Source organism: Streptomyces sp. R35 (genome assembly GCF_041053035.1).
GTDB classification, from domain to species: domain Bacteria; phylum Actinomycetota; class Actinomycetes; order Streptomycetales; family Streptomycetaceae; genus Streptomyces; species Streptomyces lutosisoli.
Window position 1 is genome coordinate 3,259,400 of record NZ_CP163440.1, and the last position, 24,992, is coordinate 3,284,391.

22 protein-coding genes are annotated in these 24,992 nt (G+C 71.2%); 12 read left to right on the forward strand and 10 right to left on the reverse strand.

Translation table 11 applies throughout. The features are described 5' to 3' along the window. Window positions 1-12: 12 nt before the first annotated feature. From AB5J50_RS15045 to AB5J50_RS15070, 6 genes are all read left to right on the forward strand, one after another. Window positions 13-576: a DoxX family protein gene (locus tag AB5J50_RS15045; RefSeq protein ID WP_369258303.1), complete on the forward strand. Its 564-nt coding sequence runs from the start codon at window positions 13-15 to the stop codon at window positions 574-576. A 62-nt stretch (window positions 577-638) separates the two neighbouring features. Beyond that, window positions 639-971, forward strand: a complete 333-nt coding sequence (locus tag AB5J50_RS15050; RefSeq protein WP_369258305.1) for a MazG-like family protein — start codon at window positions 639-641, stop codon at window positions 969-971. 194 nt (window positions 972-1,165) lie between these two features. Then, the gene (locus tag AB5J50_RS15055) at window positions 1,166-2,488 is read left to right on the forward strand and encodes a hypothetical protein (RefSeq protein ID WP_369258307.1); all 1,323 of its coding nucleotides are present in this window, start codon (window positions 1,166-1,168) and stop codon (window positions 2,486-2,488) included. A 201-nt stretch (window positions 2,489-2,689) separates the two neighbouring features. After that, window positions 2,690-4,528: an asparagine synthase (glutamine-hydrolyzing) gene (asnB, locus tag AB5J50_RS15060; RefSeq protein WP_369258309.1), complete on the forward strand. Its 1,839-nt coding sequence runs from the start codon at window positions 2,690-2,692 to the stop codon at window positions 4,526-4,528. Then, window positions 4,528-6,045 (forward strand): AMP-binding protein, encoded by a 1,518-nt coding sequence (locus AB5J50_RS15065; RefSeq protein ID WP_369258311.1) that lies wholly within the window; start codon window positions 4,528-4,530, stop codon window positions 6,043-6,045. The genes asnB and AB5J50_RS15065 overlap by 1 nt, the downstream gene beginning before the upstream one ends. Next, window positions 6,038-8,155, forward strand: a complete 2,118-nt coding sequence (locus AB5J50_RS15070; RefSeq protein WP_369258313.1) for a condensation domain-containing protein — start codon at window positions 6,038-6,040, stop codon at window positions 8,153-8,155. The genes AB5J50_RS15065 and AB5J50_RS15070 overlap by 8 nt, the downstream gene beginning before the upstream one ends. Window positions 8,156-8,195: 40 nt before the next feature. Here AB5J50_RS15070 and AB5J50_RS15075 read toward each other — a convergent pair whose 3' ends face one another. The 9 genes from AB5J50_RS15075 to AB5J50_RS15115 all read right to left on the reverse strand — a co-directional run bounded on the left by AB5J50_RS15075 (window position 8,196) and on the right by AB5J50_RS15115 (window position 19,004). Then, a complete protein-coding gene (locus AB5J50_RS15075; RefSeq protein ID WP_369258315.1) occupies window positions 8,196-9,122 on the reverse strand; it encodes a diiron oxygenase in 927 nt (308 codons plus the stop codon). Continuing rightward, complete coding sequence (locus AB5J50_RS15080; RefSeq protein WP_369258317.1) at window positions 9,119-11,959, reverse strand: condensation domain-containing protein; 2,841 nt, start codon at window positions 11,957-11,959, stop codon at window positions 9,119-9,121. The genes AB5J50_RS15075 and AB5J50_RS15080 overlap by 4 nt, the downstream gene beginning before the upstream one ends. 72 nt (window positions 11,960-12,031) lie before the next feature. Then, window positions 12,032-13,303, reverse strand: coding sequence for an MFS transporter (locus tag AB5J50_RS15085; RefSeq protein WP_369258319.1), 1,272 nt, complete (start codon window positions 13,301-13,303; stop codon window positions 12,032-12,034). Next, window positions 13,287-13,535 (reverse strand): acyl carrier protein, encoded by a 249-nt coding sequence (locus tag AB5J50_RS15090; protein ID WP_369258321.1) that lies wholly within the window; start codon window positions 13,533-13,535, stop codon window positions 13,287-13,289. The genes AB5J50_RS15085 and AB5J50_RS15090 overlap by 17 nt, the downstream gene beginning before the upstream one ends. Then, complete coding sequence (locus AB5J50_RS15095; RefSeq protein ID WP_369258323.1) at window positions 13,528-15,102, reverse strand: amino acid adenylation domain-containing protein; 1,575 nt, start codon at window positions 15,100-15,102, stop codon at window positions 13,528-13,530. Before AB5J50_RS15095 ends, AB5J50_RS15090 begins: the two co-directional genes overlap by 8 nt. Further along, complete coding sequence (gene ccrA, locus AB5J50_RS15100; protein WP_369258325.1) at window positions 15,102-16,466, reverse strand: crotonyl-CoA carboxylase/reductase; 1,365 nt, start codon at window positions 16,464-16,466, stop codon at window positions 15,102-15,104. Before ccrA ends, AB5J50_RS15095 begins: the two co-directional genes overlap by 1 nt. Before the next feature lie 153 nt (window positions 16,467-16,619). After that, complete coding sequence (locus tag AB5J50_RS15105; RefSeq protein WP_369258327.1) at window positions 16,620-18,068, reverse strand: methylmalonyl-CoA mutase family protein; 1,449 nt, start codon at window positions 18,066-18,068, stop codon at window positions 16,620-16,622. 5 nt (window positions 18,069-18,073) lie between these two features. Next, a complete protein-coding gene (locus tag AB5J50_RS15110; protein ID WP_369258329.1) occupies window positions 18,074-18,373 on the reverse strand; it encodes a phosphopantetheine-binding protein in 300 nt (99 codons plus the stop codon). 160 nt (window positions 18,374-18,533) lie between these two features. After that, window positions 18,534-19,004, reverse strand: a complete 471-nt coding sequence (locus tag AB5J50_RS15115) for a response regulator transcription factor (protein WP_369258331.1) — start codon at window positions 19,002-19,004, stop codon at window positions 18,534-18,536. On the opposite strand from AB5J50_RS15115, the gene AB5J50_RS15120 reads away from it, so the two are divergent. Then, on the forward strand, window positions 19,005-19,331 hold the full coding sequence (locus tag AB5J50_RS15120) for a hypothetical protein (protein ID WP_369258333.1): 327 nt from the start codon (window positions 19,005-19,007) through the stop codon (window positions 19,329-19,331). A gap of 237 nt (window positions 19,332-19,568) precedes the next feature. Here AB5J50_RS15120 and AB5J50_RS15125 read toward each other — a convergent pair whose 3' ends face one another. After that, the gene (locus tag AB5J50_RS15125; RefSeq protein WP_369258335.1) at window positions 19,569-20,012 is read right to left on the reverse strand and encodes a DUF4279 domain-containing protein; all 444 of its coding nucleotides are present in this window, start codon (window positions 20,010-20,012) and stop codon (window positions 19,569-19,571) included. Window positions 20,013-20,186: 174 nt separating this feature from the next. Here AB5J50_RS15125 and AB5J50_RS15130 point away from each other — a divergent pair, with 174 nt between their 5' ends. The 5 genes from AB5J50_RS15130 (at window position 20,187) to AB5J50_RS15150 (ending at window position 24,982) form a co-directional block, all read left to right on the forward strand. Next, window positions 20,187-21,239: a lytic transglycosylase domain-containing protein gene (locus AB5J50_RS15130; RefSeq protein ID WP_369258337.1), complete on the forward strand. Its 1,053-nt coding sequence runs from the start codon at window positions 20,187-20,189 to the stop codon at window positions 21,237-21,239. A 54-nt stretch (window positions 21,240-21,293) separates the two neighbouring features. Continuing rightward, window positions 21,294-22,355 carry an RNA polymerase sigma factor gene (locus AB5J50_RS15135; protein WP_369258339.1) on the forward strand — a complete coding sequence of 354 codons (1,062 nt, stop codon included), beginning with the start codon at window positions 21,294-21,296 and terminating at the stop codon, window positions 22,353-22,355. A 108-nt stretch (window positions 22,356-22,463) separates the two neighbouring features. Then, on the forward strand, window positions 22,464-23,408 hold the full coding sequence (locus tag AB5J50_RS15140) for an ABC transporter ATP-binding protein (protein WP_369258341.1): 945 nt from the start codon (window positions 22,464-22,466) through the stop codon (window positions 23,406-23,408). Next, window positions 23,405-24,175 (forward strand): MlaE family ABC transporter permease, encoded by a 771-nt coding sequence (locus tag AB5J50_RS15145; protein WP_369258343.1) that lies wholly within the window; start codon window positions 23,405-23,407, stop codon window positions 24,173-24,175. The genes AB5J50_RS15140 and AB5J50_RS15145 overlap by 4 nt, the downstream gene beginning before the upstream one ends. A 3-nt stretch (window positions 24,176-24,178) precedes the next feature. Continuing rightward, window positions 24,179-24,982 (forward strand): ABC transporter permease, encoded by an 804-nt coding sequence (locus AB5J50_RS15150; RefSeq protein ID WP_168490879.1) that lies wholly within the window; start codon window positions 24,179-24,181, stop codon window positions 24,980-24,982. Window positions 24,983-24,992 lie beyond the last annotated feature (10 nt).

A 24,992-nucleotide genomic window follows, 5' to 3' on the forward strand; every position in this document is an offset into this window, starting at 1 on the left:
CTGGGAGTCACCGTGCCGTGTATCGACCGAAGTGATCTGGGACTGCTGTTGCTCCGTCTGGGTACGGGCGGGGTGCTGGCCGCGCACGGTGCGCAGAAGCTGTTCGGCTGGTTCGGCGGGGGCGGCCTGGAGGGGACCGGCGCGGCCATGGAGGCCATGGGCTACGCGCCCGGGAAGGCGAGCGCGGCAGCTGCGGGCCTCTCGGAGGCGGGCGGCGGCGCGCTGCTGGCGCTGGGCCTCGCGACCCCCGCGGCCGGTGCTGCTGCGGCCGGCGCGATGGCGGGCGCGGCGGCGGTGCACATGCCGAACGGGTTCTTCGCACAGGGCGGCGGCTACGAGTACGCGGCGTCGCTGGGTCTGACGGCGGCGGGCCTGGCCGTGACGGGACCCGGCCGCCTCTCCCTCGACCACCTGCTGGGCCACACGGTGAACCGCGGCTGGATGGTGCCGGTGGCGCTGGGCGTGACCGCGGCGGCCACGGCGGTGGTCGTGGGCGCCCGGAACAAGCGGGTGCGCAAGGCGGCGGAGGGGGAACAGGAGGCACTCTTCGACGAGCAGGCGTTCGTCGAAGAGTAGGCGTCGGGCCGGCCGCCTCTGGGGAGGCTGGTGCCATGGCTGACTCCGGGGACACTGGCCCCATGGCTGATGAAGACGTCTGGGACTCGATCGACCGCCTCCACGCCTGGCTGGACGCCAACCGGGCACACGCCGGCCAGGAAGGCCTGCTCCTGCGCATGCTGAAGCTGTCGGAGGAGGTCGGTGAAGTCGCCGAGGCGGTCATCGGCGCGATGGGCCAGAACCCGCGCAAGGGCGCGAGCCACACCTGGGACGACGTCCGCTCGGAGCTGTGCGACGTCATGATCACGGCCATGGTGGCGCTGCGCACCCTGTCACCTGACGCACGCGAGGTCTTCGCGACCCACTTGGCGGGCGTCCAGGAGAGGTCCCTCGGACCGGGTCCAACTCCCTGACGGTTTCCGGGAATCCCTGACGGTGCCCGAAGGTGTTCACCCCTCGGACGTACGCCCGCCGCGTGGAGTTGGCGGGGGCGGCTGAGCCTTCTCGTCGACATCACGCCGACGAAAGGGTCCCAGTGCAGGACTACGTTTTCCCCAGAGGCCGCAGGACGGTTGCCGTGCTGGGCGGGGTGCTTACGCTCACGGCCATGGGCATGGGAAGCCAGGCACGGGCGGCGAGTTACGGCACACCGAGTCTTTCGCTGTCGGCGGCGTATCTGTCGGGCGCGGTGGGTGCGAGCGGGGACCCGGTCGTGCAGGTGACGGTCGGTCAGAGCGGTGCCGACGCCGCCGCGCTCACCGTCACCGTGAGCAAGAGCAGCAAGACGTCCGTGGCCACCACCGGCGACGTCACGGTCACCGGAACCGGCGCCGCCCGGCAGGTCGCGGTCGCCGCGCGCGGCCAGGGCTACACCGACCTCACCGTCAAGGTGACGGGAGTCGACGGCCAGACGGCCACGAAGACCCTGCACTACGCCGCCTCCGCGGCCGTCCAGCAGTCCGCCGACAGCCGGTACTTCACCGGTTCCAGCGACGCCTCCGCCGCCGTCGACGTGGGCGGCGGATACGTGGTGGTCGCGGACGACGAGTCCAACGCCCTGCGGCTGTACGACCGTTCGGCCTCCGGTGCGCCCGTCAAGAGCTGGGACTTCAGCTCGAACATCGGCGTCTCGAAGGAGATCGACATCGAGGGTGCCACCCGTGTCGGCGACACCATCTACTGGACGGGCTCGCTGGGCAACAACAAGGACGGCGTGTACAAGTCGGCCCGCAACACGGTCTTCACGACCAAGGTGACCGGCTCCGGCGCGTCGACCGCGCTGTCGTACGCCGGCTCGTACGCGAAGCTCCGCGACGACCTCGTCGCCTGGGACGAGGCGAACGGCGACCGCTACGGCTTCGCGGCGGGCACCGCCGACGGCCAGGTCCCCAAGCAGATCGACGGCTTCAACGTGGAGGGCCTGGAGTTCGCCCCGGGCTCGACGACCACGGCGTACATCGGCTTCCGCGCGCCGCTCACCCCGGCGGTGACCGGCGGCAAGGCGCTCCTCGTGCCGGTCACGAACATCGACAAGGTGGTGGGCAGCGGCGCGTCGGCCACCTTCGGCACCCCGGTCGAACTCGACCTCGGCGGCCTCTCGGTCCGCGACATCCGCAAGAACGCGGAGGACCAGTACCTGATCGTCGCCGGTTCCTGGGCCGCCGACGACAACACCGACCCGTACGCCCTCTACTCCTGGGACGGCGACCCGGCCCACGCCCCGGTCAAGCGTGTCGATCTGCCCACCTCGGACCCCGGCGGCTGGGAGTCCGTCGTCGACGTCCCCGACCTCACCGTCCCCGGCGCCCGCGCCCAGCTGATCACCGACAACGGCTCCGCCGACCTGTACGGCGACGGGACGGAGGCCAAGGACCTCACCCACGCGGAGTGGAAGAAGTCCCGGGCCACGTGGTTCACGGTGACCAGCTGAAGGTGACCAGCTGAAGCTGACCCCCAACGCCGTGCGCGAATCGCGCTTCATGCCACCCATCGATCACGACGTGTCAACTAGCTGCCATCAAGGGTGACTTGCGGGGCGGCAGCCGCGATCCTCGTCCTCATCGACTGGCAGTGAGCAGCCGTCCGGGCCTGAAGCGTCGCAGGTGGGCACGATGTTGGGGGTTTGCATTACATGTGCGGAATTGTCGGCCTCGTCTCCTTCACTGATGACCTTTCGCGACGGCCGGATCTCTCCCAGGCGATGCACGGCGCGCTGGCGCTGCGCGGCCCGGACGAGGTGAGCGAATGGTCCTCTCCGAGGGCCCTGTTCGTGCCCCGCAGGCTCGCCGTGGTCGATCTGGAGGGCGGACACCAGCCCGCCATCGCCACGGACGCCGAGGGCCGCGAGACGGTCGTCCTGAGCTACACCGGCGAGGTCTTCAACTTCACCGAACTGCGCGAGGAGTTGAGCAGGCGCGGCCACCGCTTCCGGGACCGCAGCGACACCGAGGTGGTGCTGCGTGCCTACCAGGAGTGGGGGCCCGCCTGCGCAGAGCGGCTGCGCGGCATGTTCGCCTTCGCGGTGTGGGACGTCGAGCAGGAGGAACTCGTCCTCGTCCGGGACCGGTTCGGCATCTACCCGCTGTTCTACGCGGAGACCCCCGAGGGCTTCGCGTTCGGCTCCGAACCGAAGGCGCTGTTCACCACCGGTCTGATCGGCCCGGTGGTGGACCGGGCCGGACTGCTGGAGGCGCTGTCGTTCACCCCGACGCCCGGTCGCTCCGTCTTCAAGCACACCCGTGAGGTGATCCCGGGCGAGGTGGTGCGCTACTCGCGCGACGGTGTCCGCCGCTCCCGCTACTGGACGTTCACGGCCCGGCCGCACACCGACGACCTGGCCACCACCGAGCGGACCGTGCGCGAGATCCTGGAGGACATCATCCGGCGTCAGGTGACGGCCGACGTGCCGATCTCCTCGATGCTCTCCGGCGGTCTGGACTCCAGCGCGATCTGCGCCCTGGTCAACCGCTCGCTGGGCGGCGGCGAGCGGCTGCGGACCTTCTCCATGGAGTTCGCCTACAACCTGGACAACTTCCGCCCGGACGAGGTGCACGACTCGCCGGACGCCCCGTACGTCGCGAAGATGGCCGCGCATCTGGGCAGCGACCACCGTGAACTGCTCATCGACCGGCACCACTTGGCCGATGTGGAGGGCCAGGCCGCCGTCGTACGGGCCATGGACCGGCCGGCCGCCGGGCTCGACATGTACGTGTCGCTGTACCGGCTCTCCCAGGAGGTCCGCCGCTTCTCCACGGTCACCCTCACCGGGGACGGCTCGGACGAACTGTTCGGCGGCTACATGTGGTTCCACGACCCCTTCTACGTGAAGTCCCGGACCTTCCCCTGGCTCGGCGCCTCCCATCAGATGGAGTTCCTCTCCGGACTGCTGGACCGCGGCCTGTACGCCGACCTCGACTTCCCCGGCTACGTCCGCGAGCGGTACGAGGAGGCGATCGCCGAAGTCCCGCTCACCGGCGAGGAGTCCGCGCACGAGCGGCGGATGCGGGAGATCACCTACCTCAACATGACCCGGTACCTCAGGGTCATCCTCGACCGCAAGGACCGCCTCGGCATGGCGGCCTCGGTCGAGGGCCGGGTGCCCTTCTGCGACCACGAGCTGGTCGAGTACGTCTACAACGTGCCCTGGGAGATGAAGGTCGCCGACGGACGCGAGAAGAGCCTGCTGCGGGCCGCGGTCCGCGACCTGCTGCCCCAGTCGGTGCTGGAGCGCAAGAAGTCGCCCTACCCGACCGTTCAGGACCCCGCCTACCGCACGGGGCTGCGCGCGCAGCTGAAGACGATCACCGAGGACAGCGGGGCGCGGGTGAACGGGCTGCTCGACACGGACCGGGTCAAGTCGGTGCTCACCGATGCGACGTTCGGTCTCCGGGCCGGGGTGACGCGCATGAGCATCGAGGCGGCGGTGCAGATGCACCACTGGTTCGAGTCCGGCGTGACGGTCGAACTCTGATGTCCCTCACGGACGCGCTCGTCGCCGTCTGCGAGACCCAGGGCAGCCGGATCGCGGTGCACCACGACGGCACGGAGTACACCTACGCCCAGCTGGCGGAGGCTTCCGCCCGGGTGGCGACGGGGCTGGCCGACCGGGGCGTGGTCCCCGGGGACACCGTCGGGCTGCTGGCGCCGCGCGGCTGGTGGCGATGTGCCGCGGTCCTGGGCATCTGGCGTGCCGGGGCCGCTGTCGTCGCGCTGGACCCGGCACTGCCCCCGGAGCGGCTGGCCCGGATCGTCAAGGCCGCGGGGACCGCGCTGGTACTGCGCGACGCCGCCGTCCCGTCCGTCGCCCTCGGCCCCGACGCGCACCGCGCCGAGGCCACCGTCCAGGACCTCCACGGGGCGGCGGCTCCCGGCTCCGCGCCGTCCCTGACCGGGCCGGTCGCCTACGTCGTCGCCACCTCGGGTTCGACGGGTACGCCCAAGTGTGTGGCGGTGCCGCCGGTCGTCCTGGAGGACCTCGCCGCCTGGCACCAGGACACGTGGGAGTGGCCGCAGGCTCCCCGCACCACACACACGGCGTCCGTCGGCTTCGACGTCGGATTCCAGGAACTGGTGGCCACCTGGACGGCCGGGGCCACGCTGGTCGTGGTCGACGACACGGTCCGGCGGGACCCGTTCCTGCTCGCGGCCCTGCTGCACGAACAGGCCGTGGTGCGCGCCTTCCTCCCGGTGACCTCGCTGCACGCGCTCGCCGTCGCCGTCCCGGTGACCGGCCACCGCCTGACGGCACTGCGGGAGATCGTCGTCTCCGGGGAGCGGCTGGTCGTCAACGAGGAGGTGCGCAGGCTGTTCGCGGGCCTGGACGCGACGCTGGTCAACCAGTACGGGCCCAGCGAGACCCACGTGGTGACGGAGCACCGGCTGCCGGGAGCCCCGGAGGACTGGCCGGTGCATCCGCCGCTCGGCGGCCCCGCCGTCGGGGCGGAGCTGCTGCGTCTCGCGGACGGCGTACTGGCCCCCTTCGCCGAGGGCGACGAGGCCGAACTGGTGGTGGCCGGCCGCTGCCTGGCCCTCGGCTACCTCGCGGACGATCGGCTGACCGCTGCCAAGTTCCCGGAACTGCCCCATGTCGCCGGAGGCAGCCGGCGCGGCTATCTCACCGGCGACCGGGTCCGTCTGGAGGACGGTCTGCTGCACTTCGTCGGACGCATCGACGACCAGCTGAAAGTACGCGGTTACCGGGTCGAGCCGGGCGAGGTCGAAGCCGTACTCGGCCGGGTGCCCGGTGTGCGCCGGGCCGCCGTGATCGGCCAGGGCCAGGACCGTACGACAGCGCTGCACGCCTATGTGGTGCCCGACCCCGACGCGTCCGGCCCGCTGGACGCCATGGCCCTGCGCGCGGCCTGTACCGCGGCGCTGCCGGACTACATGGTGCCCACCCGCTACATCGTCGTACCGGAACTGCCGTTGACGGCCAGCGGCAAGGTCGCGCGGCGCGAGCTGCGGGACAGCGGGGCGGCACGTGTCTGAGCCGACGCCGACGGCCGGTGCCGTACCCGCCGCGCCCACTGCCGGTGCCGCGCCCGCGCCCACGCTGGTCCGGCTCTCCCCGGCCCAGGAGTCCATGTGGCTGGAACAGCAGCTGCACCCCTCGGCCATCAACGGCGGCTTCCTGTCGGTGCTCCTCCGCGGTGACGTGACCGCGGACCAGGTGCGGGCCGCCTGCCTGATCGTGTGTGACGACCATCCGCAGCTTCGCGGCCTGGTCACCGGCGGCTCCGAGGCCGGCGGCTCCGGGGCCCGGATGGCGATCCACCCGGCGACCGCGGTCCTTCAGTTCGAGGAACTGCCGCTGCCCACGGCGCCGGGCGGGGAACTGGAGGCGGCCCGGCGCTGGTACCGCGAGAACCGTGTCGGGCCCTGGGATCTGACCGTCCGCTCCCCCATCGCCTTCTCCCTGCTGCACCACGGCGAACAGCGGTGCACGCTGGTGATCGGTGTGCACCACATCGCCTTCGACGGTCGGTCCAAGTTCGTGTTCGCCCGTGAGTTCCTGCGCGCCCTCGCCGAGCTGCGCACGGCGGCCGGCCCGGCGGAGCGTCCGAGCCGGGACCTGCCCGAGCATCCCGAGATCGACCAGGAACTCGACGAGGTGCTCCAGCACTGGCTGGCGGCCGATCTGCTGACCCTGCCCGGGCTGGTGCTGCCCCGGGGCGACGGGGCCGACCCCGGGGAAGAGGTCCGGCCGACCCCCCGCTTCGACCTGCCCGCCGAGCACTGCGCCCGGCTCAGGACGCTCACCAAGGAGGCGGGGGCCAGCTTCTTCACCGGCCTCGTGGCCTGCCTCGCGGCCGTGCTGAGCGAGTACGGCAACTCCCGGTTCGTCGTGGGGATTCCGGTGGACACCAGCGTTCCCCGGACCCGGGACCAGATCGGCCTCCAGATCAATGTCGTGCCCTGTCTGATCGAGGTGGACCGGGACGCGAGCTTCCGTGACCTCCTGGCGATCAGCTCGCGGGCGCTGGACCTGGTGCACCGCTACCGCCGGGTCCCGTTCGGCTGGGTGCTGCGCGAGCTGCGCCGGCGCCACGGGGTGGACGTCAGCCAGGGTGCCTTCGACGGGATCGGGGTGTCCTACCCGACGGTGGCCCGCGATGTCGGAGAGGTACCGGGCCTGGAGTGCGACTGGGACTTCTTCGCGCCCAACTCCACCCGGTCCTTCGACCTGATCCTGCAACTCCGGCGGGAGGGTGACGCGGCTTACGGGCGACTGGACTTCACAGCGGCCTCGCTCGACCCGGCGAGCGCGCTCCGGCTGACCGCCGACTTCACCCGGCTGCTGGGGCAGCTCACGGAGCGGCCCGACACCCCACTGGACCTGCTCGCGCAGGGGTACGTACGGGCCGCCTCGGCAGAGCTCGTCACGTCACCGGACGACGGTGGCGGTGGCGGCGAGCGGGGCTCATTCGTCGGGCTGACCGCCGCGGCCACCGGGCCGGACGTCTCGCGGGTGGCGCGCTGCCCCGTCGAGCAGTTCCTGCCGACACCGGCGGTGGCCGCCTTCTCCCGCGCGGGCGGCCGCGTCCTGCTGAACGTCGTCGATCCGGTGCTGGGCCGTCTCGGCGACTGCGCCTGGCGGGCCGACGATCCGTACGGGATCTGGCTCACCGACCCGGCCCCCGGCCTCCGCCTCCAGGTGACGGACCCGGCCGGGCGGGCTCTGCCGCGCGGTATCCCCGGTCTGCTCGGGCTCGCCGACGACCCGCGGCCGGGTGCGCTGCGCGCGTGGATCGACGCGGCCGACCGGATCCGCCTGCTGGGCCCGGTGGACCTGGCCCACGGCTGGGCCGGCCGGCTCCTCGACCGCGCCGCCGCCGAGGCCGTGATCGCGGCGCTGCCGGGTGTGCGCGAGGCCGCCGTCCTGTGGGAGCCGAGGGCCGGGGACGCGGTCCCCCGGGTGTCCGCGGTGGTCGTACCGGTCGCCGATACGGATGCCGACCAGCGCGTGTGGCGGCGTACCGTCCGCCGCGCCTGGCCGTCCGGCTGGCCCCAGCCCGCTGTGCACGTCCTCGGCCGCCTCCCCCGTACTCCCTCGGGCACGGTGGACCGCGCTGCGCTCGGCACGGCTCTGCGGAACTGATCTCCTCAGCCAGTTAACTCTTCCGCCAACGGCTCTTCCGTCAGTCGGCGAGCCCCAGCACCCTCAACTGCTCCCGTGCCTCGGGGATGTCGAAAGCACCCACGTACTCGCACAGCCCCAAGGTGTGCCGTCCGGCGTCGCGCACCCCCGCGACGAGCGTCTCCTCGCGGTAGCAGTCGCGGATCACCTCCTCGGCGCGGTCTGCGGTGAGACCGGCCGAGAGCAGCGCGGCGCGGACCGGGCCGAGGTCGGGGCGCAGGCAGTCGTTGACGAAGTGCGGCATGCTGCACGCGACCTTGACCCGCAGCGAAGGGGAGAGTCCGGCCCACAGTTCCTTGAAGAGCCGGGTGAAGTAGGCGTGGTGGTGCACCTCGTCGCGGACGTGGTCGCCGACGACCTCGCGCACCACGCGGAACACGGTCTCGTCGCGCGGTATCCGGCTGAGGAACCTGGTCACCACGGTCTCGAAGGCGACGACCTGGAGCAGCTGGGCGAGCGAGCCGTGGTCCGGCAGGAAGCGGTCGGCGGTGCGGTCCAGCCGCTCCATCCGCGGAGCGAAGTCGTACGGCAGCACCGGGACGGCCGTGACCTTCTCGACCTGCTGGACCACGTCCAGGCTGAACAGCGCGTGGTACGCCTCGTCGCTGTAGATCTTGAAGGCGTCCAGCCGGGCGCCGGGCCCCACGTCGAGGTCGGTCTCGCCGTGCGCCACCATCGCGGCCCCCCGGTTGACGACCTTGGTCTCCAGGTGCGCGGTGAACTGCATGTACTGGTAGAAGTGCAGGGTCAGCAGCGCCCGGCGGCCCTCGGCACCGAGGTCCGCGAGCCCCTCGTGACGCAGATGCGGGACCAGCGCCTCGGGGAACACCTTCAGCCCCGCCTCGCGGTCCTCCTCCAGCATCCGGCGAGGCGCGCCGCGCACCCCGGCGCTCTCGTACCAGTCCTTGGCGACCCGAGGGTGCGTCATGACCGCTCGATCCGCTCCAGGAACGCCGCCACGACCTGCTCGACGGCGGGAGAGCCGAGCACCTCGGTGTGGGTGCCGGGCACGCTGCGCACCTCGAGTTCCCCGTGCAGGCCCTCCCAGCTCGCGGCGAGCGCCTCGGGATATCCGGGCGGGTTGTCCGCGCACAGGAACAGCTGGACGGGCGCCGCGGGCAGGGCCGGTGCGCACTCGGCGACCAGGCCGAGCAGCCGGCCCCAGTCCTCCAGCATCCGCGCGGCCTGCTCGGCGGGCGTCTCGCGCAGCGCGGCCAGGTCGACGCCGAAGCGGCGCATCAGCAGCTGCTGTTCGGCGGTGGCACCGAGCACGCCGGTGCCGTCCTGGCGTACCGCCGCGGCGAGCGCGAACAGTTCGGCGCCGGTGCCCGACATCCGCTCGGCGTCCTCCCCGGTGCGCTGGGCGAGGGAGTCGAGCAGGGCGACCAGGGCCACGTCGTGGCCGAGCGCGCCGAGTTCCGCCGCGACCGAGTGTGCCAGGACTCCGCCGAGCGACCAGCCGAGCAGGGCGATACGGCGGCCGGGCAGGGCCCCGGCCAGGGTGGCGGCGTACCGGCTCACCAGGTCCTGGTAGGAGGTGTCCTCGGGGTGCGTGCCCGCGACCCGTTCCAGGCCGACGACCTCGATGCCCGCGGGGAGCAGGGAGACGAGGTCGCCGTAGCACATGAGGGTGCCGCCGACGGGGTGGATCAGCGCCACCGCCAGGGGGTGTTGGCCGCCGGATCCGCCGTCGCCCTCCCGCAGCCGGACCAGGCCGCCGGTCTCCGCCGTCGTCCCGTCGGCCAGGACCCGGGCCAGCGCGGCCACGGTCGGGTTGTTCATGAACACCCCGACGCCCAGCGGCCGGCCGAACTCCTCGTCGACCCGCGCGACCAGACGTACGGCCAGCAGCGAGTGGCCGCCGAAGTCGAAGAAGTTGTCGTACCGGCCGAGGCCGGGCACGCCCAGCAGTTCCTCGAAGAGGCCGGCCAGCCGCCGCTCGGTGTCGTCCCGCGGTTCCTCGTCCACCGGCTCGTCCGGCAGGCCGTCAGGCTCGGGACAGCCGGCGACCAGCTCGGCCACCGCGTCGAGGTCGGGGCGGCCGTCCGCGCCGGTGGGGATCGCCGCGCAGAACACGATCCGCTGGGGAACGAGATGAGCGGGCACCCGGGCCTGCAGATGGGTCAACAGCTCGCGTGTGCTGGGGAGTTCCGCGTCGAGACGCGGTACGACGCAGCCGACGGTCTCGTGGCCGTCGTCCTGCGCGTACTGGACGATGACGGCGGCGCGTACCGCCGGGTGGGCCGCGAGGGCCGCCTCGGCCGGGTCGCGCCACAGTTCGAAGCGGCCGTCCGGGGCGAATCTGCCGCGCTCACCGGTGGCGGTGGTGGCCCCGGCGGCGGGGTCGCCGGTGTGCACCGCGCCGTAGAAGCCGAGCGGCAGCGGCCGCAGCCGCTCGTCCAGGACGTACCGGCCGGCCCCTGCACCGAGGGCCAGTACGTGTTCGAGGTCGTCGGCGCCCATCAGTTCCACGTCACCGACCGGGGCGTCCGGAGCGGCCAGCAGACCGTCGAGGAGGTGCAGGAACACCGCCACCACGCGCTCCAGGGTCGACTTCGTGAAGCGCTGCGCGCTGTAGGCGAAGTCGCCCTTGAGTACGCCGGATTCGTGCAGCAGGGTGACGGTCAGGTCGAAGTGGGAGGCCGGCCACACGAACGGCAGCGGCTGCACCTGAAGACCGGGGAGGGTCCAGTCCTGTTCCACCTTGCGGCGGTTGAAGACGAGGGCCGCCTGGAACAGCGGGTTGCGGGTGGACTCGCGTGCCGGGCGCAGCGCGTCCACGACCGCCTCGAAGGGCGTGTCCTGGCGTTGCAGACTCTCCAGGACGGTCCGCCGGGCGGTCTTGAGCAGTGCGGCGAAGCCCTGTTCGGGCACCACCGCGGAGCGCAGGACGACCGTGTTCTGGAAGAAGCCCACGGTCTCGGCGAACCGCAGATCGATCCGGCCGCTCATCGGGGTGCCGACCGCGATGTCGGCGGCGCCGGTCCAGCGGTGCAGCAGCACCAGCAGCGCGGCGTGGAAGACCATGAACTCCGAGACCCGGTGGCCGCGGCACACCTCGGCCAGGCGCGCGGCGGTCTTCTCCGGCACCGTGAAGCCGACCCGGTCGCCGGTGAACAGGCCGTGCTCCTCGGGGATGTGCTCCTCGGGCAGCGGCAGCACGGGCATCCCGGCCAGCCGGTCGCGCCAGAACGCCAGGCCTGCGGGGTCGGGTTCGGCCAGCAGCCCGGCGCAGAAGTCCGCGTACTGGTGCTCGGGGCCGGCCGCGGGGAGGGCGGCCGGGTCGCCGTAGAGCCGGTCCAGCTCGCCCGCCAGCGCGGTCGCGGCGACCTCGTCGATGATCAGGTGGTGGAAGCACAGCACCAGCGCGTGGTCGTCGGAGCTCAGCTCCACCACGTCGACACGCATCAGCGGGCCGCGTACGACGTCGAAGGGCTGGGCCGCGCGCCGTACGGCCTCCTCGGCCGCCGTCTCCGCGTCCGCTCCCGGCAGCCGTGTCCAGGACACCTCGACCGGGGCGGCGGTCTCGGCGGAGTGGATCAGCTGGAGGACCTGGCCGTCGCGCTCCTCGACGGTCAGGCGCAGCGCCTGATGCCGGGACCGCAGGACGTCCACGGCGGCACACAGCCGCTCGCGGTCGAGTCCGCCGCGCACCCGCAGCACGATGGGCACGTTGTAGACGGCGCTGTCCGGAGCCAGGCAGTGCAGGAAGTACACGCCTCTCTGCTGCGGCGTCAGCGGCAGCGCTATGGGGGCGCTCGTCACGGTGTCTCCAAATCCATGTCTGGGGCGAGCGGTTGAATGCGGCGCGCGGATGCGCAGCGGACGCGGGGACCGTCAGTCGGCGGCGGCAGCGGGCTCGGCGACGCCGGCCGTGGCGGGCCGCGCCTGCTCGGCGTGTTCGAAGCCGCGTACGCGAAGGGCCAGATAGCAGGCGCTGGTACCGATCAGGGCGACCATGACGACCAGCAGGATCCGGTAGTCGACGGTGGCGATCAGCGCGGCGCCGGTCGCCACGGACAGCACCTGGGGGGCGGTGGCGAGCATGCTCGCCACCGACGCGACACGGCCCTGAAGGTTCGCGGGCGAGTTCCGCTGCACCGAGGTGTAGAGGCCGACGACCGCACCGGGGGTGCCCAGGCCCATCGTGAACACGCCCGCCAGGGCCGCGACGATGCCGGGCAGCACCAGAATCGCGCAGCCGAGGGCCATCATGCTGAGCCCGCACACGGTCAGCAGCCCCTCCCTGCCCGGCCCCACCCGCTTGAGTACGCGCATGCCGGCCAGGCCGCCGAGCACCGAGCCGATGCCCTTCGCGACCGTGAGCACACCGACGAACGCGGCGCTGCGATGCAGGCCCTGGTCGGCGACGGCGTAGATCACCGTCTCGATGAAGCCGAAGCCCAGCAGACCGCCGCCCATGGCGATGGACACCGCCCGCAGCCGCGGTGTGCGCGCCAAGTGGCGCATGCCGGCGAGCAGTTCCTGCGGAAGCGTGCCCTCGGGGGGCTTCGGCGCGGGCTCGTCCACCCGGACCGCGAGCACGCTGAACGCGCAGATCAGGAAGGTCACGACTTCCACCCCGGCCACCAGGCGGGGGCCGAAGCTGACGTACAGGAGCGAGCCGATCGCGGGGGCGGCGAGCATGCCGGCCTCCTGCACGGTGCGCAGCAGTGCGTTGGTGCGTCCCAGGTCGTCGGCGTGCACGAGATTGGTGAGCAGGGCGCTGCCTGCCGCGTTGTGCATGCCGACGCCCAGTCCGATGCCGAACAGCACGAGGTAGAGCAGCCAGGCCTGTTGCTCATCATGGACGAGGAAGGCCAGACAGACCCAGCCCGCCAGGACGAAGTTGAGCAGGGCGATCAGCGGCCGGCGGCGGAAGCGGTCCACGACCAGGCCGAGGAACGGGGCGCCCAGCCGTGGCACCACATAGGCGGCGAAGGCCAGTCCGGCCATGCCGTTCGAGCCGGTCAGGTCCTTCATCCAGACGCCGAGGGCGATCCACAGGGCCGCGTCGCCGAACAGCGAGACGCTGGTTCCGGCGATCCACAGCCGGACGTCGCGTTTCCCGGGCTTCCGGGCCGCCGGCGTCTCAGATTCGGTCCGCATGTGCGCTCTCCAGTTCCGCCGTGAGTTGTGCGACCGTCGGGTTGTCGAACACGGTCAGCAGCGGAACCTCGATCCCGAGCCGTTCCTCCAGCAGCGCGCTCAGCCGGGCCGCCACCATCGAATCCCCGCCGAGGTCGAAGAAGTCGTCGTCGGGGCCGATCCCGTCGATGCCGAGCACCTCGTGCCAGGTCTCGCCGACGGTCCGCGCCAGCCCCTCTCTCAGCTCAGACATAGTTCTCCTTGCGTCTCCAGTCGGGAGTCGGTAGCGCGGGCCGGTCGACCTTGCCGTTCGGGGTGACGGGCAGCGCGTCGACGGTCGCGAACACGGTCGGGACCATGTACTCGGGCAGCCGCTCGCGTACGTAGGCACGCAGCGCCTTGCGGTCGAGGGGGCCGATGGTGGTCACCCAGGCCACCAGCTTGGGGTCGCCGACCAGGTTGTCGCGGACACCGACGGCGGCCTGGCGCACCTGAGGGTGCGCGGCCAGCAGGTTCTCGATCTCGCCGGGTTCCACCCTGTGCCCGCGCAGTTTGAACTGCCCGTCGATACGCCCCAGGAACTCCAGCACGCCGTCGGCCCGCCGGCGTGCCAGGTCGCCGGTGCGGTACCAGGTCCGGCCGGCGGCGTCGGCGACGAATCGCTCCGCCGTCAGGTCGGGGCGGCGCCAGTAGCCGTGCGCGACACCGGCCCCGGCGATCCACAGTTCACCCTCCGCGCCCTCGTCGACCGCCGCCGTACCGGACTCGTCACGCAACTCCGCCAAGGCCCCCTGAACGGGTACGCCGATCGGCACCGAGTGCGCGAACTCCTCCTCCGCGGCGATCCGGTGGCACACCGAGAAGGTGGTGGCCTCGGTGGGTCCGTAGCCGTTGACGATCTCCAACTCCGGTGCGGCCGCCCGGAGTTTGCGCACATGCTCCACGGACAGCACGTCTCCGCCGGCCAGGACCACACGCGCGCCGCTCAGCGACTCCGGGGAGAAGTCGATCTGGCGGTGGAACAGCGCGGCGGTCAGCCACAGCACACTGATCCGCCGCTCACGCAGCAGCGCGCCCAGCTCCTGCGGCCCGACCGGAGAGGCGGGCGCCGGCTCCAGCCGGGCCCCGTTGAGCAGAGCACCCCAGATCTCGAAGGTCGCCGCGTCGAAGGCGACCGGCGCGAGGTGGAGTACGCGGTCCTCGGGAGTCAGCGTGACGTAGTTGGGCTCGGTCACCAGATTCAGTACGGCCCGGTGCGGCACCATGACGCCCTTGGGGCGGCCGGTGGATCCCGAGGTGTACATGATGCAGGCCAGATCCTCGGCGTCGGCCAAGTCATGTGGTCCGGCAGGGAGTTCGGGGTCACCGGGGAGTCCGGGGTGGCCCAGAGGTCCGGGCGCGGCCCCGCCCTCGTCCGACGGCTCCGGACGTGCCGCCCCACCGCCTTCGCGCAGTACGGGCACGTCCTGGTTCTCCAGCAGCGCGGCGCCGACGGTGTCGCACAGGGCGAGCCTGACCTCGGCGTCGGCGAGGATCCCGGCCAGCCGCGCCGGAGCCTCCCCGAGGTCCACCGGCAGGTACGCCGCACGGGCCTTCAGCACCGCGAGCAGCCCCACCACGAGGCCGACCGACCGCTCCAGGCACACCAGGACGCGATCACCGGGGCGGACCCCGGCCGCCACCAGGTCATGGGCCAAGTCGTCGGAACGGCGGTCGAGTTCGGCGTAGCTGAGCCGCTCGGCCACTGTCGCGACCGCGACGGCGTCGGGGCGGAGCGCCACCTGCCGCCGGAACGCCTCGGGGATCGTCGCGGGGATCATCACGGGCTCGCCACCGCCCCGGCGCTCCGCGCGGCGTGATCGCGGAACAGCCGCAGCCGCTCCTCGCCGACCTGCTCCCGCAGAGCCCAGTCCGTCACACCCTGCCCCTCGGCGGTGGCCAGGTTGAGCAGGCCCACCTTGCCCTCGTGCGCGTTGAGCTGGACCGAGCGCGTGGCCTCGGGCGCCTCGTGCAGCGGGTAGACGCGCGACAGGGCCGGCACCACCATGCCCAGGCGCATCAGCCGGTTGGCCTCGCATGCCTCGTCGGCGTTGGCTCCATGGCTGCCGATGATCCGCTTGAGCTTCATCCAGAGGTAGCGGTTGTCGTACGCGTGCTGGTAGCCGCTGCTGGATCCGCAGGTCACCACCGTGCCGCCGCGCCGCACCACGTTCACCGAGGTCTCGAAGGTGGCCCTGCCGACGTGCTCGAAGGCGACATGGGGATCCTCGCCGAGTTCCTTGCGGATGACCGAACCCAGCGCCTTCCAGGCGGATCCCGAATCTCCCTCGCCGTCGTCGCCGAGGCCCACGCTGTTGCGGTCGACGACGAGATGACAGCCCAGGCGGTCCATCAGATCGGCCTTCGCGGTGGAGCCGACGACCCCGACGGCGATCCCGCCGGCCTGCCGCACGAGCTGCACGGCGTACGAGCCCAGGCCGCCCGCCGCGCCCCAGATCAGCACGATGTCCCCGGCCTTGATCCGGGCGCCGTTGTCGCCGATCAGCATGCGGTACGAGGTTCCGAGGCACAGGGTGTTGCAGGCGGCCTCCTCCCAGGACAGGTGCGGAGGCTTGGGCACCAGCTGGCTGGCGCGCACCACGGCGAAGTCGCCGAAGGCACCGAAGTTGGTCTCGAAGCCCCAGGCCAACATGCCTGTGGTCATCATGCCGTCCCGCTGCGAGACCGGGTCCTGCTCGTCGATGTAGGGCGGGTTGACCACCACGCGGTCACCGGGGGCCCAGTGCCGCACCGCGCTGCCGACCCGGACGACGACTCCGGCCGCGTCGGAGCCGACGACCTGGTAGTTGCGGTCGTGCCGCGCGGTCCAGCGGTCCTGGCGGCCGAACTGCTTGAGGAAGCGGAAGGTGGACACCGGTTCGTACAGGGCGGACCAGACGGTGTTGTAGTTGACGGCGGACGACATCACCGCCACCAGCGCCTCGTCCGGCGCCAGTTCCGGCATGGGCACCTCACCGACGTGCAGGGTGCGGCGTACGTCCTTGTCACCGGACGACTCGGCGCCGTGGAACAGCTGCTCGTCCGCACGGCGCAGATACACCGCGCGGTAGGCCTCCGGAACCTCGCAGGCCATCAGCTCGGCGGAATCGGCGCCTTGCTGAACCGCCTCGATCAGACTCGCCATGTTGATACTCCGGTTCGGGGTCGTGGTGCGTGAGTCGGGAGGATCGTGGTGCGTCGGTCGGGAGGATCGTGGTGCGTCTGGTGCCTCTGGTGCTTCGGTCAGGCGAATCGTGGTGCGTCAGCCAGGAGGATCGTGGTGCGGGTGCTGCATCGGTCAGGAGGTGAGTGCCGCCTGCTGGTCGTCGGCCGGACGCATCGCCGCGCAGAGCTGCCCGATGGTGGCGCGCGCACGGACGGCTTCGATGAGGGCGGGCAGCACGTTGCTTCCGGACAGGGCGTCCGCGCGCAGCCGGTCGAGCTCCGCCTGGCAGGTGGCGCGTAGGACGTCTCGCCGGCCCCCGGTGGTGGTGTGCGACTCGGCCCGCAGGAGCTGCCGTTCGGACGCGGACGGGGCGGGATCGAGGACACCCACGGTCGGCCCCGGATCCTGGTAGGCGAGTTCCTCGATCTGTCCCTCCAGCCAGCCGCTGCGGATGCACGCCGCGATGCCGCCGCGGTCCTCGATCCGCTGCAGCCAGCCGTCGACTTCCTTGCCCACCTCGTCGACCAGCCCCTCGACGACGTGGGAGCCGCCGAGCGGGTCCGCGTAGCGGGCGAGGTCCGTCTCGTGGGCGAGGATCTGCTGGGTGCGCAGCGCGATCCGGGCGCCCAGCGGCCCCGGTGTCTGCACCGCTTCGTCGAAACTGCACACGTGCAGGGACTGGGTGCCGCCGAGCACGGCGGCGATCGCCTGCACCGTCGCACGGACGATGTTGTTGAGTGGCTCCTGGTAGGCGAGCGCCGACCCGAAGGTGTTGACCTGGGCGCGCAGCTTCATGGCGCGGGGCTCCGTGACTCCCCAGCGGTCACGCATGCGTTCGGCGTACCAGCGGCGGGCGACCCGCAGCTTGGCGGCCTCCTTGAGCAGCTCCATGTCGGTCCCGAAGATGAAGCTGAACCTGGACGCGACGCGTTCCGCGGAGTGGCCCCGGTCGACCATCCCGCCCAGATAGGCGTCGACACTCGCGAGCGCGCACGCCACCTCCAGGGCGGCGTCCGCCCCGGCCTCCCGGGCGTGGCCGCCGGAGATGGAGATGGGGTTGACGCCCGGCAGCGAGCTCATGCAGTACTCGACGACATCAAGGGCGTACCGGACGCTGGTGTCCAGGTCGTAGACGAACGCCTTGCGGGCGAGGAACTCCTTGAGCATCTCGTTCTGCAGGGTGCCGCGCAGGGCGGCGGGATCGACCCCGGATTCCTCCGCGACGACGATCCACATCGCCAGCAGCATGGGCGCCGTGGCGTTGATGGTGAAGGAAACCGACACCTGGTCGAGAGGGATCCCCGCGAAGACGGCCCCCAGGTCGTCGACCGTGGCGATCGACACACCCGTACGTCCCACTTCCCCGTCCGCGACCGGGTCGTCGGGATCGAGCCCCAGTTGGGTCGGCAGGTCGAAGGCCAGCGAGAGCCCCGTCTCGCCCATGCCGAGCAGGTACTTGAAGCGCTCGTTGGTGGACTCGGCGCTCTGCAGTCCCGCCAGCTGCCGCATGGTCCACAGCCGCGTGCTGTAACCCCCGGGGTGGAGACCGGCGTCGTAGGGAAACTCGCCAGGTATGCCCATGGATGTCAGACCTGGGCCGCGTCGTGCGTGTCATATCCGTCGAGTGCTTCGTCTGCGTCGTCGATGAGGTCGAGCACGGATTCGGCGAACTCGCTCAGTACAGGCGTCTCGAAGACGTTGAGCAGCGGAATGTCCACCCCGAACCGGGTGCGCAGTGCCGCGACGATACGGGTGGCGACCAGTGAGTCGACGCCGAGTTCGAGCAGGTTGTCGTCGAGACGGACCTCCGGCAGCTTCAGGATCTCGGCGGTCGTGGACAGCACGGCGGCCTCGACGGCGTCGAGGGTGACCGAAGTAGTTGACATCCCGTCATCCGTTTCTGCCATCCGACGTGCCTGCGCACGCATGGCGAGGTAGCGCGAAGCCCCTTGTGGGGATGGGTTTGTGATGTCACCGCAGATGTACGACGTGCCGGCTACGCGCTGCTCGGTGATCCGGAGATCAACTTAGGAGCCCCTCCGGGACTCAGCAAGCGTTCCCGGACAGAAAACTCGGCATCAACCTGCCACCGCCAAGTCCCGTGTCCTGAGCGGAAGTTCGTCGCTTGCTCAACAACCCGAGTTCGGCCGCTTTGAGTCCCGCCTCGAAGCGGGTGTTGACATGCAGGGACTTCAGGATCGCGGCGACATGCCGCCGGTAGGTGCGGACGGACACGTTCATCTGCCGCGCGGCGGTGTCGTCCTTCATCCCGGAGCCGAGCAGTCGCAGAACCTGCGCCTGAGTCGGGTCGAGCACCACGGACCGGGCGGTGTGGCAGTGCGGAACCGGCTCCGCGCCGTGCTCCCACAACACCTGCTGATACTGATGCAGAGCTCCCATGGCCTCACCGCGGGCCACCAGCCCCAGCGGCTGCCCGTCCCGCGCGAACGCGTACACGACGGCGAGTTCGGTACCCACGAAGGCCAGATTGGGCAAAGGCCCGGAGGAGACGCGCATATGAGCCCCCTCGGCCGCAAGATGCCCCATGACGGTACGGGCGACCGGCTCCGAAGCGGCGGACTGACCGAGCAGCAGCCGCAGCCCATGCCCCCGCCTGAGAACCTCGTTCCGCACGAGCCGCGACAGCTCCGAAGCCGGCCGACTGACCATCTCAACGGCGAACCGACCGGTCAGCTGCACGCCACCCTGATGACGGGGCAGTTCGACGAGCGCCTGGTAGAGGACCTCGCAGGCGGTGGCCGGATCGCATGTCTTGACCAGCTGCCGAGTCCGCTGATCCCCGTGGTCCGCCGTATCACCGTGGTCCGCTATGTCACGGTGTGATTCCCAACGCCGCACGACGTTCCCCCGTCGAGACAGCGAGTCCTGGTGGGACTCGACTCGATACGAATCAACTCATTTGTCACCTGAGGCAGTGCGGAGTGTGCACCTCTCGTGGTGCGGGTGTGAGAGTAGCGCGCGAATCACTCTGGGCAATGTGACGGCGATCACATTTTGGAATCTCATGCACATCCCTTGCAGAGAAGGTCCGGGAGGGAATGGCACACGCAGGACAGAGTTCTACGGAACGTCACCCTCCGATTCGCCGCCGCACTCGTGATAGACGTACTGATCGATGTCGAGCGACGCCCTGGCCTCGCCCATCCAGGACATCAGGTCGGCCCCCAGGAAAATGTCTTTCTGCTGCGGGTCGTCGAGGTCCCTGATCTCCTGAACAATCACCAGAGATACGACAGCCTCCCCGGACCCGACGAGTCGCCCGAGGGCACCAGCGAGATCCCTCCCCCACCCGACGACCAGCGGCTCCAGCTCCTCCGGTCGCGCGCAGCCTCGCGCCGGCCGGGCATGCCGAATCCAGGTCGCATGCGACCGCGGAGGCGATTGCGGGCGGCGGCGACTTCCGATCGAGGTCGACTTGTCGGGCTCCGCTTCCAGCCTCTTGGAGATTTCCTCGGGCTGCAGGGACTGGCTGACGACCCTGAGATATATGCGAAATGCGCTCATGGCACACACCTGTAATTCCTCGGAACCATGACTTTTCCTTTCGGGGAGATCTTGACGGACGCGGGCATGGGGCGTGCGGGCCCCGTTTCCCGAAATCGCCCCGCTCCGTGCGACGGACCCGCCGCCCTGCCCCGTAGAGCAGACGACATCAGCTCACAGGGAGGGGAGCCCGACATGGCAGGGCACAGAATCAGAGGCGCGAGGGGTACGGCGATCGCGGTGGCGGCCATGGCGGCGCTGACCGCGTCACAGGCGCCGGGGGCGGTTTCGGCACGGGCCTCCGTACCCCCGCGGCAGACGCCCGCCGGGCACGGGCCGAGTGTGTCGGGCGACACCCGGTACCGCACCGACCTCCCGCCGCTGCGGGCCCGGGAACGCAAGGGCGGGACGTCGGTGGCGGGGGCCGCGCTGCCGGCGAGCGTGTTCGCCGCCTACCGGCACGCCGAGGCGGAGCTCGCGCGCACCGCGCCCGGCTGCCGGCTGCGGTGGCAGTTGCTGGCCGCGATCGGCCAGGTGGAGTCCGGGCAGGCGCGCGGCGGTCGGGTGACGGCGGACGGTACGACCGTGGCGCCCATCCTCGGACCGCGGCTGGACGGCGGCGCCTTCGCCGTCGTACGGGACACCGACGGCGGCGCGTACGACGGGGACGCAGCCTATGACCGGGCGGTCGGGCCGATGCAGTTCATCCCGTCGACCTGGTCCCGCTGGGGCACGGACGGCAACGGCGACGGGCGGGCCGACCCGGGCAACGTCTTCGACGCGGCGCTCGCCGCCGGGCGCTACCTGTGCGCGGGCGGACGAGACCTCGCCGACCCGGCCGAGCTGGACCGGGCGGTCCTCGGCTACAACCACTCGGCGGCGTATCTGCGCACGGTCAGGGCCTGGTACGCGTACTTCCTGGCAGGGCACCGGGTGGTGCCGGACGGCTCCGCGAAGGAGCCGACACGCCCCGAGCCGTCGCGGCCGAAGCCCACGCCGAAGCCGACACCGTCCCCCCGCCCCAGTGCCTCCCCGTCCCGGACTCCGTCCGCGCCCACCTCACCGGCCCCCACCGGGTCCCGGCCGGCGAGCGAGGCCCCGGAGACGGAGGAGCCCCAACTCCCCACGCCCGGAACGGACATCGAACTGCCCGGCGGCGACCTGCTGCCCAGCGGCGGTCCGCTGACCAGCAACGGTGTGGATTCGATGGCCTCCGCCCCCTCCACAACCGCGGATACTCGGCGGTAATGTCGCCACCCGCCGGACGGCACCGGACCGGCGGGTGAGCGCAAAGGGGCCCTCATGGCGACGGACATGCCGGACATGCCTGCGGAGATACAGGCGGCCCACGACCGTTGGGAGCGCATGTGGAGCCACCGCGAGCACCTGCTCAAAGTGGCCCGGCGCAGGTCGATGAGCCCGGAGGACGCCGAGGACGCGGTGCATGAGGCGATGCTGCGCGCCGCCGAGCGCCCCGATCTGGACGACGAGCGCCTCGGCGGCTGGCTGACGACCGTGACCATGCGGCTGTGCGTCGACCGGTACCGCCAGGTCAACCGTGAGGCCGAGGTACACCGCAGCCCCACGCTCGCCGCGCCGGGTCCGGTGCCCGTCGACGAGGCGGTGTGCGACCGGGCCGAGGCCAAGTGGCTGGCCGTACGCAGCGGGGAACTGCCGGGGCGCCAGGCCGAGGCGCTCCGGCTGAAGTCCGAGGACCTCGACGTCGGCCAGGTCGCCGTGCGCATGGGGCTGAGCTATCGCACCGTCGAGTCACTGCTCGCCCGGGCCCGGCGCACCTTGCGCAACTCGCTGGCCGGAACGCTGGGCCTCGCCCTGTTCCTGTGGGGGCGCGGCAAGCTGCGCGCGGGCGGACACGCGCAGGCCGTGGCGGTGACCTCGACGGCCGCGACCCTGGTGGTGGCGGGGTTCGTGCTGCCGTACGTCCACGACGGGGACGGGCAGGACACGGCGCCCCGTCCCTCCGTGTCCCGCATGGCCCAGACGACCACGCAGACCGTCCGGCCCGACGGCGTCGGCCGGGTGGCCGCCCCGAACGCCCGTGATCTGTCGGCCGCGTCGACGTCCCCCGCGGCGACGCCGACGGTGCCGCCCGGCGATCACCACCGGTCGCTGCTGCCGCTGCCGGTGCCACGACTGCCGGACGCCTCGCTGCCACCGGTGCCGTCCGTCCCCGATGTCCCCGGCGTCCCCGGCGTGTCCGACCTGCCGAGCGTGCCCGGCCTCCCCGATCTGCCGGCCACGTCCACGGTCCCGACGACGCTTCCGGCGCTTCCGGCCCTCCCGGAGGCTCTCGCCACGCCCTCCGTCCCGGTCGACGCACCGACCCCGACCGCACTGCCGTAGTACCGCCGTAGCACCGCCGGAAAAAAATCCGCGTCCGTCGCGACGGACGCCCCGCCCCTCCCCGTAGAGCAGATGTCGGAGCTGCTCCACGGCCGAAGGGTGAACCGGATGGGTGTCGAGATCTGTGTGGAAGGGCTGACCAAGTCCTTCGGTCACCAGGTCATCTGGCAGGACGTCTCGCTGACGCTGCCCGCCGGGGAGGTCTCGGTCATGCTCGGCCCCTCGGGCACGGGCAAGTCCGTGTTCCTGAAGACCCTCGTCGGACTGCTGAAGCCGGACCGGGGTTCCGTGAAGGTCGCGGGCCGGGACGTCACCAAGCTGCGTGAGCACGAGCTGTACGAGGTGCGGAAGCTCTTCGGCGTGCTGTTCCAGGACGGCGCGCTGTTCGGCTCGATGAGCCTGTACGACAACATCGCTTTCCCTCTGCGCGAGCACACCCGCAAGTCCGAGAGCGAGATCCGGCGCATCGTGCTGGAGAAGATGGACATGGTCGGGCTGATCGGTTCCGAGGCGAAGCTGCCCGGTGAGATCTCCGGCGGCATGCGAAAACGAGCCGGTCTCGCCCGAGCCCTGGTCCTCGACCCCGAGATCATCCTCTTCGACGAACCCGACTCCGGCCTCGACCCCGTACGCGTCGCCTATCTCAACCAGCTCATCGTCGACCTCAACGCACAGATCAACGCGACCTTCCTGATCGTCACCCATGACATCGCCTCGGCCCGCCAGGTGCCGGACAACATCGGGCTGTTGTTCCGGCGCGAGCTGGTCATGTTCGGGCCCCGCGAGAAGCTGCTGACCAGCGACGAGCCCGTCGTACGGCAGTTCCTGAACGGCCGGATGCAGGGGCCGATCGGAATGGCCGAGGAGAAGGACGCCGCGCAGGTCGAGCAGGAGCTGGCCCAGCTCGGCGACGGCGCAACCACACAGACCCCCGGCAGTCAGGTTCTGACTCCCCGCCTGCTGCCGGGACCAGGCATCACCAGGCCACCCCGCTGGGAGGCGATCGCGAGGCGCGAGGCCGAGCTGCACCGGAAGGAGGTGGCGGACGCATGAGGCTGTCGCCGACCGGAGCGCTCAGACAGTCGGGGAACCTCTTCGCGATGGCGCTGGACGTCGTCCGGACCGTGCCCCGACGGCCGTTCCAGGCACGGGAGTTCATCCAGCAGGCCTGGTTCATCGCGAGTGTCACGATCCTGCCGACGGCCCTCGTGTCCATCCCCTTCGGGGCGGTCATCGCGCTGCAGATCGGCAGCCTGACCCGGCAGCTCGGCGCCCAGTCCTTCTCCGGGGCCGCCTCGGTGCTCGCGGTGCTCCGGGAGGCCTCGCCGATCGTCACGGCGCTGCTGATCGCGGGCGCCGGCGGCACGGCGATCTGCGCGGACCTCGGGGCGCGGAAGATCCGCGAGGAGATCGACGCGATGCAGGTGCTGGGCATCGACCCCATCCACCGGCTGGTCGTCCCGCGCGTGCTGGCGTCGATGGTGGTCGCGGTGCTGCTCAACGGCCTGGTGTCGGTGGTCGGTGTGGCGGGCGGCTACTTCTTCAACGTCGTCCTGCAGCACGGCACTCCGGGCGCCTATCTGGCCTCCTTCACCACGCTCGCCCAGCTCTCCGACCTGTGGGCGGCGGAGATCAAGGCGCTGGTGTTCGGCGCGATCGCCGCGATCGTCGCCTCGTACAAGGGACTGACCGCGAAGGGCGGCCCGAAGGGCGTGGGCGACGCGGTGAACCAGTCGGTGGTGATCACCTTCATGTTGCTGTTCGTGACGAACTTCGTGATGACCGCGGTGTACTTCCAAGTCGTTCCGCAGAGGGGCTGAGTCATGGCGCTGCTGAACCGTCTGGAGGAACTGGGCAGCCAACTGTCCTTCTACGGCCGCTCGTTGGCGTGGACCGGCCGCACCCTGCGCCGCTACAAGAAGGAGATCCTGCGGCTGCTCGCCGAGGTGAGCTTCGGGCGCGGCGCGCTGGCCGTCGTGGGCGGCACGGTCGGCGTCATCGCCTTCCTGTCGTTCTTCACCGGCACGGAGGTGGGCCTGCAGGGGTACGCCGCGCTCAACCAGCTCGGCACCTCCAACTTCGTGGCGTTCCTCTCGGCGTACTTCAACACCCGGGAGATCGCCCCACTGGTGGCCGGGCTCGCGCTGTCCGCCACGGTGGGCGCCGGGTTCACCGCGCAGCTGGGCGCGATGCGGATCAGCGAGGAGACCGACGCCCTCGAAGTCATGGGCGTCCCCTCGCTGCCGTTCCTGGTGACCACCCGGATGATCGCCGGTTTCGTCGCGGTGATCCCGCTGTACGTGGTCGGGCTGCTGTCCTCGTACTTCGCCGCCCGCACCATCACCACCGGCTACTACGGGCAGTCGGCGGGCACCTACGACCACTACTTCCAGCAGTATCTGCCGCCGGTCGACGTGCTGTGGTCCTTCGGGAAGGTGCTCGTCTTCGCCGTCCTGATCATCCTCGTGCACTGCTTCTACGGCTACTACGCGAGCGGCGGCCCGGCGGGCGTCGGCGTCGCCGTGGGCCGCGCCGTGCGCACCTCGATCGTCGCGATCAACGTCCTGGACTTCTTCCTGTCGCTCGCGATCTGGGGCGCCAACACGACCGTACGGATTGCGGGGTGAGCCGTATGAG